The following is a 14325-nucleotide window of genomic DNA, read 5'->3' on the forward strand; positions in this document are numbered from 1 at the left end:
TCATGTCTTATGGAAACTGTGTTCGAGCTGCCTTTCGGGGGAAGGTCAATTGCACTCTTAAGCCTGGCATGTTGTCGTCGAGTGTCATGCTCGCCTCGTGAAGGTCAGCTACTGCCTTGACGAGACTGAGTCCAAGGCCGTTCCCAGGTGATGTTCTGCTTGCGTCCAGTCGATAAAACCGCTCGAGGACTGTTTGGCGGTATTCGGAGGGAATGCCTGGACCGTCATCAACGACCTGCAACGACGCCCCCGCTGGGCTTGCGGTTGCACATATGGATATCTTTGTGCCTTCTGGGCAATGGCTGCTCGCGTTCTCAACGAGATTGGCGAGCATTTGTGTGAGCAAGGCCTTGTCACCATGGATCAGAAGTTCACCCGATGCGCTGCCGGTGAGCTGTTGTCCGCGGTCCTCGACGGCGGGTTGATAGATCTCTCCGACGGTGGCCACTACTTCGGAAAGGTCAACGAGTTCGAAGTTCGAATGCCGTTGACTGCTCTCAATTTGCGAGATCCTCAACAGCGCTGCGAACGTCGCCAGGATGGCATCAATGTCGTTGAGCGAGTCTGAAACCGCAGCCTCAAGCTGAGGTTGGGATGCCCCCCTTTCGTGGACGATCTCAAGCTTCTGTCTAAGTCTGGACAGCGGTGTGCGCAGATCATGAGCGACGTCAACTGACACCTGTTGCATGCTCCGCATCAGTGCCGTAATGCGATCGAGCATGGAGTTCAGGCTGGCGGCCAAGTGATCAAACTCGTCCCCGCTTCCGTTGAGTGGTATGCGCTGCGCCAGGTTTCCATGAACGATGTTACGGCTGCTCTGGCTCATTTCCTCAATGCGCCTTAGCGAGGCCGCGCTGATCAAGGCGCCGGCCAGCAATACCAGTGCCAAGGCCACGATCACGCCGAGCAGGAAGGACCGCGTTATGAACTCCCGTAGCTCGTTGATCTGTCGATCGCTCGTCAGGACCACCAGCATGCCGCCGTCGCTCGTTTCACGGCATATCCCCCGCATTGTCATCGCGGGCAGAAGGCCTGTGGGCGGAATGGAAAGGGATTCGATAAGTCCCGGGCTGACCTGGAGCATGGGCAGATCGCCGGAGATCCGCTCTCCATTGGGTGATATCAGCAGATAGCGAAAACCGTTGCCAGACTTCGTAGAGGAGTCGATCACGGGGATGAGAGAACCCGAGCTGGCTCCTTGCGCCTGCATGTCGATCTCCCGGACTTCAGCTTCGACAGCTCCGTCGATCTGTTCCTTCATGTAGTGCGTGGCCGAAAGGATCATGACCACGAACATCACCAGGAAACAGACGGCTGTCGTAAGCGTATAGAGCAATGTCAGGCGGAAGCTGGAAGTCCGTACAAGCCTGGATAGCCTCACGGTCCAGACTCTTTGATGCTGTAGCCGGCCCCTCGGACGGTGTGGATCAGATTGGGTTGCCCCGAGCGCTCCACCTTCCCTCGAAGCCGGCTCATATGGCTCTCTACCACGTTGGTCTGGGGATCGAAATGGAGGTCCCAGACTTTCTCCAGAAGCATGGTCCTAGTGACGACCTCTCCGGCGTGGCGCATGAGGACCTCCAGAAGTCGGAACTCCCGCGGCTGGAGTTCAACCTCGGATCGTGAACGCGTAACCCTTCTGGAGATCAGATCCATTTCGAGATCGCCAACGCGCAATGTCGTCTCGGCTTGGGTTTTTCGCGGGCGACGACCAAGGGCCGCAACGCGCGCAGCGAGTTCTGAGAAAGCAAACGGTTTGACTAGGTAGTCATCGGCGCCAGCATTGAGGCCCGTTACGCGGTCGTCGATTCCGCCAAGGGTCGTCAGAAACAGGATCGGCGCCTGATTGCCCGTTGCTCTAAGGGTGCTGACCAGGACCAGCCCGTCCAGCCCGGGGAGCATACGGTCGACCAGGATTAGATCCCATTCATGATCCGATGCCTGGAACAGTCCCTCGCGCCCATCAGCGGCAAGAGTGATGTTGTGGCCGAGTTCGGTAAGCCCTGTCGAAACATAGGTCGCCGTCGCCGCATCATCCTCAATGACCAGAATGTTCACTTTGCCGGTTCCGGGATGCACACCAAAGCCTTTTAGAACGCCGCAGGGATTCGGTCAAGTTGTCAATCACCAATGTTCCGGTAATCGGACGGTGATGGACTCTGGACTAGGCTTTGAATGTCCTCATGGAGATTTGCGCGATGCTAAGCCGATTGGCGCTCGTCGTGGCCGCAGCCCTTGCTCTCGCGGGCTGCGCGACATACCAGCCCAAGCCACTGGACATCCAGGCCGGGCCCGCGCACGCGCTAGCGTGGGCTTCACGGCCTGCCGGCCCGTCTCAGCCCTTCAGCCTGGAGCAGATTGGACAGCTGGCAGTTCAGAGCAACCCAGATCTGATTGCGGCACGAGCGGAGCACGGCATAGCGGCAGCACAGCTGGAAAGTGCCGCCGCGCTGCCCAATCCGGTGCTGTCGGTGAGCTATGCAGGTGTCCTCAGCGGCGCTGGGGCGCTTCCGGCGATAGCTCTGGGCTTGGGCCAGGACATCAAGGCGCTGATCATTCGACCTGCCAAGGTGGGCGCTGCGAAGGCGCAGCTGGCGCAGGTCGATGCAGGCATTCTGTGGCAGGAGTGGCAGGTCTCCGCCAAAGCCGAGTTGACCGCATTGGAACTGGCTGCAGCGAGCCGGCAGCTCGTGCTGGCCTCGGAGACCTCCAGACTTTGGGACGAACAGCTCGCGCGAAGCCGCGTGGCAATGGAGCAGGGCGATATTTCCATGACGTCGTTCGTCAAGGATAGCCAGCGCTCAGCCGACGCCAGACAGCAGACCGCTTTGCTGACGACTTTGCGGCTAACCAAGCAACAGGACTTGGCGGGTCTGCTTGGTCTGGCGAGTGAGGTCGAAATCCCTATTGCCTATCCTTCTCCTATCGCCACGACCGACGCCACTCTTGTGACCGGCCGGTTGGAGGACATTGCGGCCTATCGACCAGATTTGATTGCGCTGCGGGCCGGCTATGAATCCCAGGAGCAGAAGGTCAGGCAGTCGGTGCTTGCGCAGTTCCCGGCAATGACTGTGGGTGGCAACTATGGGCGGGATACCGGGAACGTAAAGACGGCGGGTGTGGACGTTTCCATGGAACTTCCCATCTTCAATCACAACCAGGCGGGCATCAGCATCGAACAGGCGACAAGGGCCAAGCTGGCTGCGGAGTTCCGTGCTCGGTTGATCTTTGCCAAGAATGAGCTGATGTCGCTGATCGCCCAGCAAGGATTGGCTGAAAAACAGCGCGTGCAGAAGGCGAAACAATTCGCCGCTGACAGTGCACTTGTACCCAGGCTGCGTGCGGCGCTCGCGCGGCATGACATCGATGCGCTGACCTATGTCGAAGCCGTAGCGGCCCAGAACGGGAAGGAGCAGGAGCTTATCGCTCTGGAGTCCAGCATCGCTGCCCAGAACCTTGCTATTCAAACCCTGAGCGGCCTGGGTATGCCCCACATGGATGGCTTGGATGGAACCACCCAATCCCCCATCGGAGCCGACCAGTGATCAGCAAGAATCGATGGTTTGCCATAGCGCTGGTCTCAATCGTAATCACCGGATGTGGATCCCCATCCCCGGATCGACGTCGACCCAGTGTTGCGGTGGAGACGTCGTCCGCAACATGGGCTCAGATGGATAGGACTATGCAGGTCTACGGCACAGCGATCTCGTCACCCGATGGCGCCTATGCCGTGAGCGAAGCCCTGGATGGGCAGGTCCAGACCGTCTCGGTGGCCGTAGGCGACCAGGTCCGTAAGGGGCAGCCCATCGGGGTCTTTCAGCTGTCGGAGAGTGCTCGTGGTGCACTGGCTCAGGCGGAGGCCGCGGTGTCCGCGGCTCGCAACGAAAAATCGCGAGTTGATCGCTTGTTCGCCGATCAGTTGGCTTCAATTGACCAGCACGGGCAGGCCGCCAAGTCGCTCGCAGATGCACTCGCTGCTTATCAGGTCGCCTCTTCCGTCGCCGGGGGCCGCAGTGAGAAGGTCATGAGGGCTCCATTCGATGGCGTTGTGACCTCCGTGACCGTATCGCCCGGCATGAAGACACCGGCAGGCACGACGTTGCTGACGCTTTCGCGGAACAATGCGCTGGTCGTCCAGTGCGGCGTGGAGCCTCGTCATGCGTCCTCAATTCTTGTGGGCCAGAACGTCAAGCTGGTAGCTCTCGGAGGAGGGGAGCCCTTGGAAGGGGTGGTGACCCGGACGTCCAGCGTCATCAATGCGGTCACCCGTCTTGTTGACATGGAAGTCAGCACTTCGGCTCCCCTGATGAAGGGGCAGGAGTATCAAGCGTTCGTGTCGGCCGGCACTGTCTCCGGCTGGCGCGTCCCCAGTACCGCCGTTCAGGAGGACGAGCAGGGAACGTACCTGTTCCAGGTCAAGGGTCGCACGGCCGTTCGGGTGCCGGTGAAGCGCCTGCTGCCGCGGGAGGGTGATCAGTTGCTGGTTGCGGGCACGCTCAGTGCAGAGCAGCCCGTAGTGGGATCTGGTGCCTATCAGTTATCTGACGGGGCGCTCATCAGGGTGGCTTCTGCCACGCCAGGGCAGGGGCACGTCAGTGAGATTCGTTGACTTCGTGTCTCGCCAAGGTCAGGCAATCCTTCTAGTTGCCTTGGCTCTGGCTTTCTCGGGAATTCTGGCTTCAACGAGAATCCCAGTCACCCTCTTTCCACAAGTCCCTTTTCCTCGAGTGGTCGTGGATCTCTCCGCAGGGGATCGCCCTGCCGCGCAGACGGTGTTGTCTGTCACCAAACCGGCAGAAGAGGCCATCCGCTCGATTCCCGGCGTCCGCGCAGTGAGATCAAACTCGTCCCGAGGATCCTCTCAGATCTCGATTGATTTTGGTTGGGGAAGGGACATGATCGCATCGACCATTTTGGTCGATGCCGCCATGGCGCAGGTCTTGCCTTCGCTGCCAGTGGGAACCCACTACGAGGTCCGGAGAATGGATCCGACAGTGTTCCCCATCATCTCCTATGCGCTGACGTCAGCCAAAGTCTCGCAGGCACGCTTGAGGGATATCGCGCAACTAGATCTTTCGCCTCGCCTGGCGGCGGTAGCCGGGGTTGCGAAGGTTGCTGTGCAAGGCGGGGATACCCAAGAGGTTCATATCGACGCCGACCTACGCCGACTCGGCTCTCTGGGGTTGTCGTTGGATGATGTTGCAGCAGCCGTATCCTCGGCCACGCAGATCACCGCGGTGGGCCGGCTGCAGGACAGGGATCATCTCTCCCTGGTCATCGCCCAAACAGACGTCCAGACGATCGAGAAGCTGCGCCAGACTGTGGTTCGGGCGGGGCCTGCCGGGGCGGTGTACCTTGGTGATATCGCCGAGGTGCGGTACGGCGCAGCGCCAGTCTGGACTCGCGTGTCTGAAGACGGACATCCTGCTGTGCTGCTCAACGTCTACCAGCAGCCCGATGGCAATGCGCTGTCGATAGCGTCCGAAGTGAAAGATGCGCTCGCCCAGGCGAGCCTTCCCGATGACGTCAAGCTACTGAACTGGTACGACCAGAGTCAGCTGGTGTCCGACTCTCAAGCCAGCGTTCGAGACGCTGTTCTGATTGGCCTGCTTCTCGCTGGCCTGGTCCTGTTCGCATTTCTGCGAAGCATCCGGATCGTCCTCGTCGCGATGATCGTAGTGCCTGCGGTTGTTGCAGTCACCGCGTTGATACTCTGTTTGGCTGGCATGACCTTCAACATCATGACCTTAGGTGGGATCGCTGCGGCCGTGGGTCTGGTCATCGATGACGTGATCGTCATGGTCGAGCACATTGCGCAGAAGTCCGGGGCGAGTGATGGTGGGCCCAGCAGAGTTCTTCCAGCGGCCCGGGAATTCGCGCGTCCCCTGATAGGCTCAAGCCTGGCCACCATCGTGGTGTTCGTACCCTTAAGCTTCATGAGCGGAGTCACGGGAGAGTTCTCGCGCGCCCTGTCCATCACCATGGCTGCGGCCTTGTTCATCTCCTTCCTGTTCACGCTACTGGTGGTTCCTCTTCTTGTCCGCAGGCTCATAGATTTCGGCAAGTGGAGCGATCCAGGGGAGAGAGACGGCAGTTGGATGTCCAGGGTCCACAGTCGATGGCTCTCGACCTGCTTGGCCCATCCACGCTGGGCACTGGCGGCCGTCCTCCCGCTACTGCTCGTCGGTGGTCTTGCCTGGACCCAAGTCCCCAGTGGCTTCATGCCGAAGGTGGATGAGGGCGGCTTTGTGCTCGATTTCCGAACCCCTCCGGGGACCTCCCTGGAGGAGACCGATCGTGAACTTCGCCAGTTGGACGAAATCCTGAGATCAGTGGGGGACGTGGAGACCTTCTCACGTCGCATTGGCACCGGCCTCGGGGGCGATCTCGGCGAACCGCATCACGGCGACTACTTTGTCAAATTGGCCCAGGATCACACCCTCGCCACCGAGGAGATCATGACCAAGTTGCGGGTTCTGGCTGCGCTGCGGATCCCCGGTCTTGAGGTCGAGATGGCTCAATTGACCGAGGACCTCATCGGCGATCTAACTGCGGTGCCGCAGCCGATTGAAGTCAAGCTCTATGCCGAGGATCCCGCCCTGCTCAGGTCTGAAGCAAAAAAGGTTGCGGAACTCCTATCCCGGCTTCCTGGGATCGTTGAGGTCAAAGATGGTGTCAATCTCGCCGGCGATGGGCTCGATGTTCAAGTGGATCCCGTTCGGGCGGCGATGGAATCGGTGACTGCATCTGACATTACTAGAGCGTTGAGCGCCGCACTGACGGGATCTGTCGTTGCTCAGCTACCAACAGCCAGCAAGCTGATGGATGTCAGGGTCAGTGCAGGGAACGGCATCGCGCTGGACCGCGAGGGATTGGCGGCTCTTCCCGTGCGCGCGGCCGACGGCCACATCTTTCCTCTCTTCAGGGTCGCATCAATCGAATCAGTCACTGGCGAGCCTGAGATCGGCCGCGACAATTTGCAGCCGATGACTGCGGTTACGGCTCGCCTGGAAGGGCAGGGCATCGGCACGGCGGCAGCAGCGGTAAAGGCCGCGCTGGACAAACCTGGCACGCTCCGCCCAGGTGTCCGTTATGCGATGGGAGGGTTGTACGAGCAACAGCAGCAGGCGTTCACCGGATTGGTGGCGGTGTTTGCGGCGGCGTTTCTCGCCGAGCTGATTCTGTTGATGCTCCTCTATGCGGAGTTCTGGACTCCACTGCTTATGGTCCTCACGTCTGCTCTGTCCGCGACTGCGGTGTTCATGGCGCTTTGGTTCACAGGCGTGGAGTTGAATATCACTGCTCTGATGGGTATGACGATGGTGGTCGGAATCTCGACGGAGATGGCCATCTTCTTGGTAAGCGAGTTCAAGAGGCTGGCGCAGTCCTTGCCGATCAAGCAAGCCTTGGAGCAGGCGGCTCGAAGTCGACTTCGTCCCATAACGATGACGACGCTTGCTGCTGTCCTCACGTTGCTTCCGCTGGCCATGGCGATCGGGCGTGGATCAGGCATCCAGCAGCCGCTCGCGATCTCGATCATTGCTGGTCTCACTTTGCAGTACTTCTTGGTACTCCTGATTCTTCCTTCCGCGTTAAGCCTGATCTCTCGCCCAAGGGGAAATCAGTGAATCTAAGTGTCACGGCTCAGGCGCCGTGAAATCCAAGCTGACTTGGCGGGGCTGAGTCTGCGATCCGACATTCGCTCGTGGCCTCTCGCCGGATCGACTGTCGAGTCTGTGCAGCCTGTCGCACGTGACAGCTCTCCAACGAAAGGTGCTGTAGCATTAAAACCTAGCTGAATGGGCAGGGCGTGGGCCCACGGGATGAAGATGGAGAACGATATCGGGACCCCCAGAGCAGGGACAGCCAGGACCAGCTTGAGGACCAGAGTGACCCGCTGGTTGATTGCCTACGCAGCCTTGCTGTCCGTTGCGGTCTTTATTCATGGACAGATCGTCAACTCGCAGGCCGAGGACATCACCTGGCGTTCGCTTCTCCAATCGGAGCTCGAGCACTTCATAGCAAGAGAAGATCAGGACCCGAACTACCAATGGACGGACACCGATTCGGTCCAGCTCTTTGGGTGGGACGACGCTTCACCGATACCCGCGGAGTTTGAAAAATACGGACCGGGAATCCACGACGGTGTCCGTCTTGGCAACCAGGACAAGGTAATCCTGGTTCGCGAGGTTCGTGGACGGAAGTTGGTCTTGGCCCTGGAGATCACCGAACTCCAGAAGCACGAAGACAATGTCGGGCTATGGATGTTCGGCTCCAACGTCTTGGCGGTGCTTCTGTTGGGACTCTTGGTTGGTTGGGGCCTGGGCCGTGTTCTGAAGCCGCTGACGGACCTCTCAAACAGGATCCGTCGCCTTAGCCCCGAGCAGCCTGGCGAGGAAATCGAGGTGGGACCCGATGCCAGTTACGAGCAGGCGGTCATCACCGACTCCCTCAACGATTACATTCGGCGAAACGAGCAGTTTGTCGAACGTGAGCGGCAGTTCATCAACAGTGTCAGCCATGAACTGCGCACACCTATCGCCATCATTGGAGGAGCAGCGGATCTGGCCTCCAACCCAAACGCCTCTCCCCGGACGGTGCGGAACCAGCTTATCCGCATCAAGGAGGTAACAAGCTCGGTCGATGAGCTGATCTCTGTTCTCTTAGTCCTTGCGAAAAGCCCAGATCGTCTTGAGAGAGTGAGCGAACTGCTGGATCTGAAGGAGGTCGTACGCGTGCTGGCCAACGACCATCTGTATCTGTGCGGCGACAAGTTGCTGACCATCGAAGTCACCGCAGATGGCGACCCGGTAGTATTGGCTCCTGTCGCGGTCCTGTCGGTGGTGGTTGGAAATCTGATCAGAAACGCAATCGAGAACAGTGATCGAGGGGCTATCCGTGTATCGGTGAATGCCCAGTGGCAGGTCATGATCGAGGACCCCGGACACGGCATGTCGCCGGAGGAAATCAGTGCCCTGTACGCCAAAATGGCCAGGGGGGAGGCCCGGGATGGGCAGGGGATTGGGCTCGAGCTGATCGCCAGGCTCTGCGGGCATCTTGGCTGGAAGCTGACCTTCGAATCCAAACCAGTGGGTGAAGGGACCCGCGCGATTGTCGACTTGTCCGCCAGCGCGGCAAAGTGAGCTGACTCCCGCTTGGGGGTTGGGGTTCCGACCAAACTCCGACCTATCCACTAGCAGACTGCGGAAGAACCTGCGGAAGCGGGGCCCTTCCACTCTATCTGCCAAGACATGCCTGGACAGTTTGGTCACATTCCCCGAGGTCCGGCGCGCACTTTGAAGGCGTTGGGATGGTCACTGCAGGGCCTGAAGGCAGCCTGGCTTCACGAATCCTCGTTTCGCCTGGAGGTGGTTCTCGCCGCCGTCCTGATTCCGCTCGCGCTCCTTCTCGGCGACGGCGGGTTGGAAAAGGCCGTTCTGATCATCACCGTTCTGATGGTTCTGGCACTTGAACTGCTCAATTCGGCCATCGAGGCCGTGATTGAACGGTACGGTCCGGAGCATCACGAGCTTGCTGGCCGCGCCAAAGACATGGGGTCGGCTGCGGTATTCGTCGCTCTGATCGGGACCGCAGCAGCGTGGCTGTTGATCCTGCTTCTCTGACCAGAGCCTGAGCATGAACGGAACCGTCGCAGCCGGGAACACGCGAGTTGACTCCGTTTCACCACGGCGTTGGTGGACTTGGGTCATCGTCTTTTCCATCGTCTTCAGCTTGATTGCCGGCCTGGGGATGCGGGCCCCGGCTCCACCTGACGAGCCTCGTTTCGTACTGGCAGCCAGGACGATGGTTGAATCGGGGCAATGGTTGCTACCGCATCGCGGAATCGAGCTGTACGCGGAGAAGCCGCCCGTCTTCATGTGGATGCAGGCCGGTGCTTACTCGCTCATCAGGAACTGGAATGTCGCCTTCCTTCTCCCGTCGCTGCTGGCCGCGCTTGCAACGCTTTGGATGACCTATCGCATAGGCGCCATGCTCTGGAGCCGGCGCATAGGTCGATATGCAGCCCTGGCCCTGTTCGCAACGCTCCAGTTTGGCCTCATGGCCAAGCGCGCGCAGATCGACATGGTGCTCTTGGCGATGATGACGGCCTCGTTGTGGGGCTTGCTCGCCCACCTCTGGCGTGGCCCCAATCTTACGGCGCTATTGTTGGGGGCATTTGCTGCGGGTCTTGGAACTGTCACCAAGGGGGTTGGTTTCCTTCCGCTGCTCCTGTTTGTTTCCTGGCTCACGCTGCGGTTCAAAGGGAAGGTGCATGCGGTACCCGCAAGCAGCCTGCAGTGGTTTCTGATTCCGCTTGGGTTCGCATTAGGGTTGTCAGTATGGTTGCTTCCGCTGGGAATTGCCTTGGCGGCCCCCCACGGTGCGGAGCTGGATGTCTACGCGAGAGAGCTGCTTTACCAGCAGACGGCAACCCGATACGCAGGGGCATGGCACCACATTCAACCGGCTTGGTACTACGTGCAGGTGATGCTGACCCTGTGGCTCCCAGGCTGCCTGCTCCTGCCATGGATTCTGCCGGCGTGGGCAAGGCGAATTTCCCGCGGTGACAGTCGCTATTGGCTCCTGCTGGGATGGGCGGCGCTCGTGCTTGTCTTCTTCAGCGCGAGCCCTGGCAAGAGAGAGGTCTACATCCTCCCCGCGCTTCCGGCACTGTGTGTCGCGGCGGCACCGCTGCTCGAGGGGCTGCTGCGGCAACGATATGCCCGGTGGACATTGACAGCCTTCCCGGCGCTGATCGCTATGGCTGCATTGATCGTCGTAGCGTCCATCATGGGCAACGCTGACTGGTTGCAGTCTCGGCTGGCGGGCCGGGATCTGACGCCCGAAGTTTTGCAGGCATTGACGCATTGGCTGTTGTTTATCGGTGTGGCGATGCTGCTGCTGGTTGCGGCGTTCGGGACCCGCAGACCAGCCATGCTCACGGTACTTTCAGTGGCGGTCCTGTGGACTTCCTACGGCTTTGGACTGCTGCCCGCACTCGACGCCTCCGCTTCGTCGCGGCAGGTAATGCAGCAGGTTCACTCGATCATCGGAACTCGTGGAGAACTCGGCCTTGTGGACTGGCGCGAGCAGAACTACCTGCAGGTGGGATCTTCGGTGCCTGCGGACTTCGGGTTCAAGCAGCCGTCGGACGTGCAATGGCACCATGCGCGGAAATGGGTGGAAGGTGCGCCTGGGCGCCGCTGGATTCTTGTCACCGACAAGGCGATTGGCCGGTGCGTGAACAGAGCGAGGTCGATATCCGTCGGCAGCGCGAACCGCAACAACTGGGTTCTGGTTCCTTCCGTGGCACTGGTACCCGGCTGTCGGGAAGAAATCAGCTGGGCTGAAAACGATGAGCAGTGAACTGCTGGGGACCGAAGTGCGGCCTTCCGCATGGCGGCTGCGCCTTAGAGCGCTCGGCATTGAGAGCCACGTGACGATTCCAGTCATCGTGCTGATCGTAGGGTCCTGCCTGTTGTTGGGACTTCATGGTGATCAGGTCGTTGCGGCTTGGATCTACGGTTGGGAGGGGCACCAATGGGCGCTGAAGGACAGTTGGCTGACTGAGCAATTGGTACATAAGGGCGGAAGGAATCTGTCCATCGGCGCGGGGCTCGCAGCGCTCTTGGCCACTATCGCGTCGGAGTGGGTTCCGCGGCTGGCTGCATGGCGGCGGCCGATGTTCCGACTCTTTGTCTCGGTCGCTCTCTCCACGATCATCGTTTCGCTGGTAAAGAAAGTCAGCGGAATGGATTGCCCCTGGGACCTGACTACCTTTGGCGGGCCCAATGAACCCTTCGGCTTTTTCGATGCCAGACCGGCAGGCTACCGGGCCAGCGGTTGCTTCCCGGCAGGGCATGCCAGCGCTGGCTATAGCTGGCTAGCCCTGTACTTCCTCGCCCTTGAAGCGAAGCCGCGCCTGCGGTTCGTCGGTCTGGGCGTGGGTGTTGGATTGGGAATGATCTTTGGCATTTCCCAGCAGCTTCGGGGCGCACACTTTCTTTCTCACGATCTTTGGACGGCAGCCATCTGCTGGTTCGTAGCGCTGGGCCTGTACTTGATTTGGCCGGCTCGGCCGAAGAATTGATAGGGCTAAAGCTCAGACCAGGTCCAGCGTCAGTTTGGGTAGTTGCTGGTTGTGATGGACCAACAGGCGCTGCTGGGCGTAGTCCTGAAGCAAGCGCCTATGCAAGGTTTGAGGTCAACGCAAGGTCCGCTTCTGATCTTGAATTCAGGTAGCTAGGCGAACCGCTCCAGGCTTTGATTCCTGGCATGGCCCAGAAGGATCTGCTAGCCCATGCGCGTCGGCAGGTTAGGTGTCTCAGCGAGCCGTTGGACCGCCGGGTCGCGGGGGGCCGGGTTCCCAAAGAAGGGACAGTCCGTGTCAATCCGGCGAGCGAAAGGACATCTTTGCGGGACCGCAGTAGGCTCAAGGTTAGTCGTGGATTAGGGATGTTTATCGAGGGTAGGACGGATGCCCGCTTCTGGCCGATTGCAGACATCAAGGGAGCGTCGTTTCGGCGATATCGAGCAGAGCTCTTAACCGATCCATGTGGCGCAGATCTTGGTGGTAACCCACCCAGACGTCCCTGTTCGGAGGGTCGCCGAACAGATCGATGCGATGAAGCCCGTCCACGCCGTCACCAAGGGGCCTTGGCAATACCGCAACGCCTAGTCCTCGACGGCACATCTGGGCCTGGACGCTTCGGCTGGTGCTGGCGAAAGCACGTCGAGAGTGCGGGAATCGGTCCAGCAGCCAGGCGACATCCGGGAAGTGAGCCTGGGCCGAGTTCATGAGAATCAGGCTCACAGACCCGGGGTCGTTGGTCACCGCGTGCACCGTCGACGCCGATCCGTAGAGCCCGTAAGGCATGGTCATCAGTCGGCGCTGGACGATGTCCGGCTCACTGAACGGGACGATGCGGAAGGCCACATCGGCTTCGCGACGGGAAAGGTCGAGCAGGCGGTAGCTCGCGATGACCTCGGGTACGACGGCGGGGTGAAGGCGCCCCAGTTCGACAAAGACGGGCGCCAGGACATAGGCAGCGAACCAGTCCGCCGAGGATATCCGCAGGAGGCCTTCGAGCCGCTCATGGTTGCCCGCCAGGCGCCTTTCCATGGACAGCGCCGATGCTTCCATGGATTCAGCGAGCGATAGCACCGCGTCTCCGGCATCCGTGAGCACCAAGCCGTCTTTCGTCCTGCGGAAGAGCGGTTGCTCGGCCTCATCTTCGAGTGCCTTGATCCGTCGACCGATGGTGGGGTGGCTCACGCCCAGGCTGCGCGCCGCCTCGCCGAGCGATCTGCCGCGGACGACCGCGAGGAATATCCGGATATCACTCCATTCCATCCCGCGATTACCCGTTCAAAAATGTACGCGCAATATGCAGGAATGGCAGTCCACAAACAATCCTGTCGACTTCACCATGCTCACCCCAGCACTGATGGTCTGGCGTCTGCGGTCCGACCCGCAGGCGACCCCGGCGTACTTCGGGAGATCTCGGTGGGCGGGTACACGCCATCCCTGGCAGGTTGGCCCATACCGGGTCAGCCTCATCTGGAGTTGAACGACATGAGCAAGTTGAACGGGAAAGTCGCCCTGGTTACGGGCGCATCTAAAGGTATTGGTGCCGGCATCGCCCGTCGGCTGGCGAGTGATGGCGCCAAGGTGATCGTGAACTACGCCTCGAGCGCGCACGAGGCAGATAGGGTGGTTGGCGAGATTGAAGGCGCCGGCGGGACCGCTGTAGCGGTGCGCGCCGATGTCCGCAGCAAGACGGAGGTGGATGCGCTCATCCAGACGGCCGTCGACCATTTCGGTCGGCTAGATGTCGTGGTCAACAACGCCGGCATCTATCAGTTCGCAAAGATCGAGGACACCACCGAGGATCTGTATCGCCAGCAGTTCGACCTCAATGTACTCGGGTCGCTGCTCGTCACGGCAGCCGCCGTACCTTTCTTGGGCGAAGGCGGGAGCATCATCAACGTCAGTTCCTTCGTCACCCGGATTCTGCCCACGCAAAGCGCGATCTACAGTGGAACGAAAGGGGCTATCGACGCCATCACCGGCGTTCTCTCGCGGGAACTGGGTCCACGGGGAATCCGCGTCAACGCGGTGAACCCCGGCCTGATCGAGACCGACGGTACGCACGCCAACGGCGTGATGGGCTCGGAGTTCCAGGCCTGGAACGAGCAGCAGACGCCGCTCGGCCGGATCGGCCAGGTGACGGACATCGCGTCGATCGTCTCCTTTCTTGCGTCGGACGACGCGGGCTGGGTCACGGGCGAACACATCATCGGCTCGGGCGGCATGCGCTGATC

At 60.3% G+C, this 14325-nt stretch carries 11 protein-coding genes; 8 read left to right on the forward strand and 3 right to left on the reverse strand.

What is annotated here, in order from left to right:
• Positions 1-7: 7 nt before the first annotated feature.
• Positions 8-1285 carry a sensor histidine kinase gene (locus AC1DCU_RS05165; protein ID WP_442251574.1) on the reverse strand — a complete coding sequence of 426 codons (1278 nt, stop codon included), beginning with the start codon at positions 1283-1285 and terminating at the stop codon, positions 8-10.
• A gap of 92 nt (positions 1286-1377) precedes the next feature.
• Positions 1378-2058: a winged helix-turn-helix domain-containing protein gene (locus tag AC1DCU_RS05170; RefSeq protein ID WP_442251552.1), complete on the reverse strand. Its 681-nt coding sequence runs from the start codon at positions 2056-2058 to the stop codon at positions 1378-1380.
• 140 nt (positions 2059-2198) lie between these two features.
• On the opposite strand from AC1DCU_RS05170, the gene AC1DCU_RS05175 reads away from it, so the two are divergent.
• From AC1DCU_RS05175 to AC1DCU_RS05205, 7 genes are all read left to right on the forward strand, one after another.
• Complete coding sequence (locus AC1DCU_RS05175) at positions 2199-3545, forward strand: TolC family protein (protein WP_442251553.1); 1347 nt, start codon at positions 2199-2201, stop codon at positions 3543-3545.
• A 137-nt stretch (positions 3546-3682) separates the two neighbouring features.
• On the forward strand, positions 3683-4609 hold the full coding sequence (locus AC1DCU_RS05180; RefSeq protein ID WP_442251554.1) for an efflux RND transporter periplasmic adaptor subunit: 927 nt from the start codon (positions 3683-3685) through the stop codon (positions 4607-4609).
• Positions 4610-4613: 4 nt separating this feature from the next.
• The gene (locus tag AC1DCU_RS05185) at positions 4614-7628 is read left to right on the forward strand and encodes an efflux RND transporter permease subunit (protein ID WP_478013512.1); all 3015 of its coding nucleotides are present in this window, start codon (positions 4614-4616) and stop codon (positions 7626-7628) included.
• 261 nt (positions 7629-7889) lie between these two features.
• Positions 7890-9143 carry a sensor histidine kinase gene (locus tag AC1DCU_RS05190; protein WP_442251555.1) on the forward strand — a complete coding sequence of 418 codons (1254 nt, stop codon included), beginning with the start codon at positions 7890-7892 and terminating at the stop codon, positions 9141-9143.
• A gap of 108 nt (positions 9144-9251) precedes the next feature.
• The gene (locus tag AC1DCU_RS05195; protein ID WP_442251556.1) at positions 9252-9623 is read left to right on the forward strand and encodes a diacylglycerol kinase; all 372 of its coding nucleotides are present in this window, start codon (positions 9252-9254) and stop codon (positions 9621-9623) included.
• A gap of 127 nt (positions 9624-9750) precedes the next feature.
• Positions 9751-11367, forward strand: a complete 1617-nt coding sequence (locus AC1DCU_RS05200; protein ID WP_442251576.1) for an ArnT family glycosyltransferase — start codon at positions 9751-9753, stop codon at positions 11365-11367.
• Entirely contained in the window at positions 11357-12091 is a 735-nt protein-coding gene (locus AC1DCU_RS05205) for a phosphatase PAP2 family protein (protein ID WP_442251557.1), read from the forward strand. The genes AC1DCU_RS05200 and AC1DCU_RS05205 overlap by 11 nt, the downstream gene beginning before the upstream one ends.
• Before the next feature lie 414 nt (positions 12092-12505).
• Here the strand turns inward: AC1DCU_RS05205 and AC1DCU_RS05210 are convergent, their stop codons facing one another.
• Positions 12506-13354, reverse strand: coding sequence for a LysR family transcriptional regulator (locus AC1DCU_RS05210; protein WP_241877708.1), 849 nt, complete (start codon positions 13352-13354; stop codon positions 12506-12508).
• Between the two features lie 222 nt (positions 13355-13576).
• On the opposite strand from AC1DCU_RS05210, the gene AC1DCU_RS05215 reads away from it, so the two are divergent.
• Positions 13577-14323, forward strand: coding sequence for a glucose 1-dehydrogenase (locus AC1DCU_RS05215; protein WP_241877709.1), 747 nt, complete (start codon positions 13577-13579; stop codon positions 14321-14323).
• Positions 14324-14325 lie beyond the last annotated feature (2 nt).

Source organism: Stenotrophomonas sp. 10L48 (genome assembly GCF_056395105.1).

What these genes read in the sequence shown, in the direction of transcription:
- AC1DCU_RS05200 (WP_442251576.1), top strand. Translation starts at nt 9,751, where the DNA reads ATGCGGGCCCCGGCTCCACCTGACGAGCCTCGTTTCGTACTGGCAGCC.
- AC1DCU_RS05175 (WP_442251553.1), top strand. Translation starts at nt 2,199, where the DNA reads ATGCTAAGCCGATTGGCGCTCGTCGTGGCCGCAGCCCTTGCTCTCGCG.
- AC1DCU_RS05215 (WP_241877709.1), top strand. Translation starts at nt 13,577, where the DNA reads ATGAGCAAGTTGAACGGGAAAGTCGCCCTGGTTACGGGCGCATCTAAA.
- AC1DCU_RS05195 (WP_442251556.1), top strand. Translation starts at nt 9,252, where the DNA reads ATGCCTGGACAGTTTGGTCACATTCCCCGAGGTCCGGCGCGCACTTTG.
- AC1DCU_RS05180 (WP_442251554.1), top strand. Translation starts at nt 3,683, where the DNA reads ATGCAGGTCTACGGCACAGCGATCTCGTCACCCGATGGCGCCTATGCC.
- AC1DCU_RS05165 (WP_442251574.1), bottom strand. Translation starts at nt 1,285, where the DNA reads ATGATCCTTTCGGCCACGCACTACATGAAGGAACAGATCGACGGAGCT.
- AC1DCU_RS05205 (WP_442251557.1), top strand. Translation starts at nt 11,357, where the DNA reads ATGAGCAGTGAACTGCTGGGGACCGAAGTGCGGCCTTCCGCATGGCGG.
- AC1DCU_RS05210 (WP_241877708.1), bottom strand. Translation starts at nt 13,354, where the DNA reads ATGGAATGGAGTGATATCCGGATATTCCTCGCGGTCGTCCGCGGCAGA.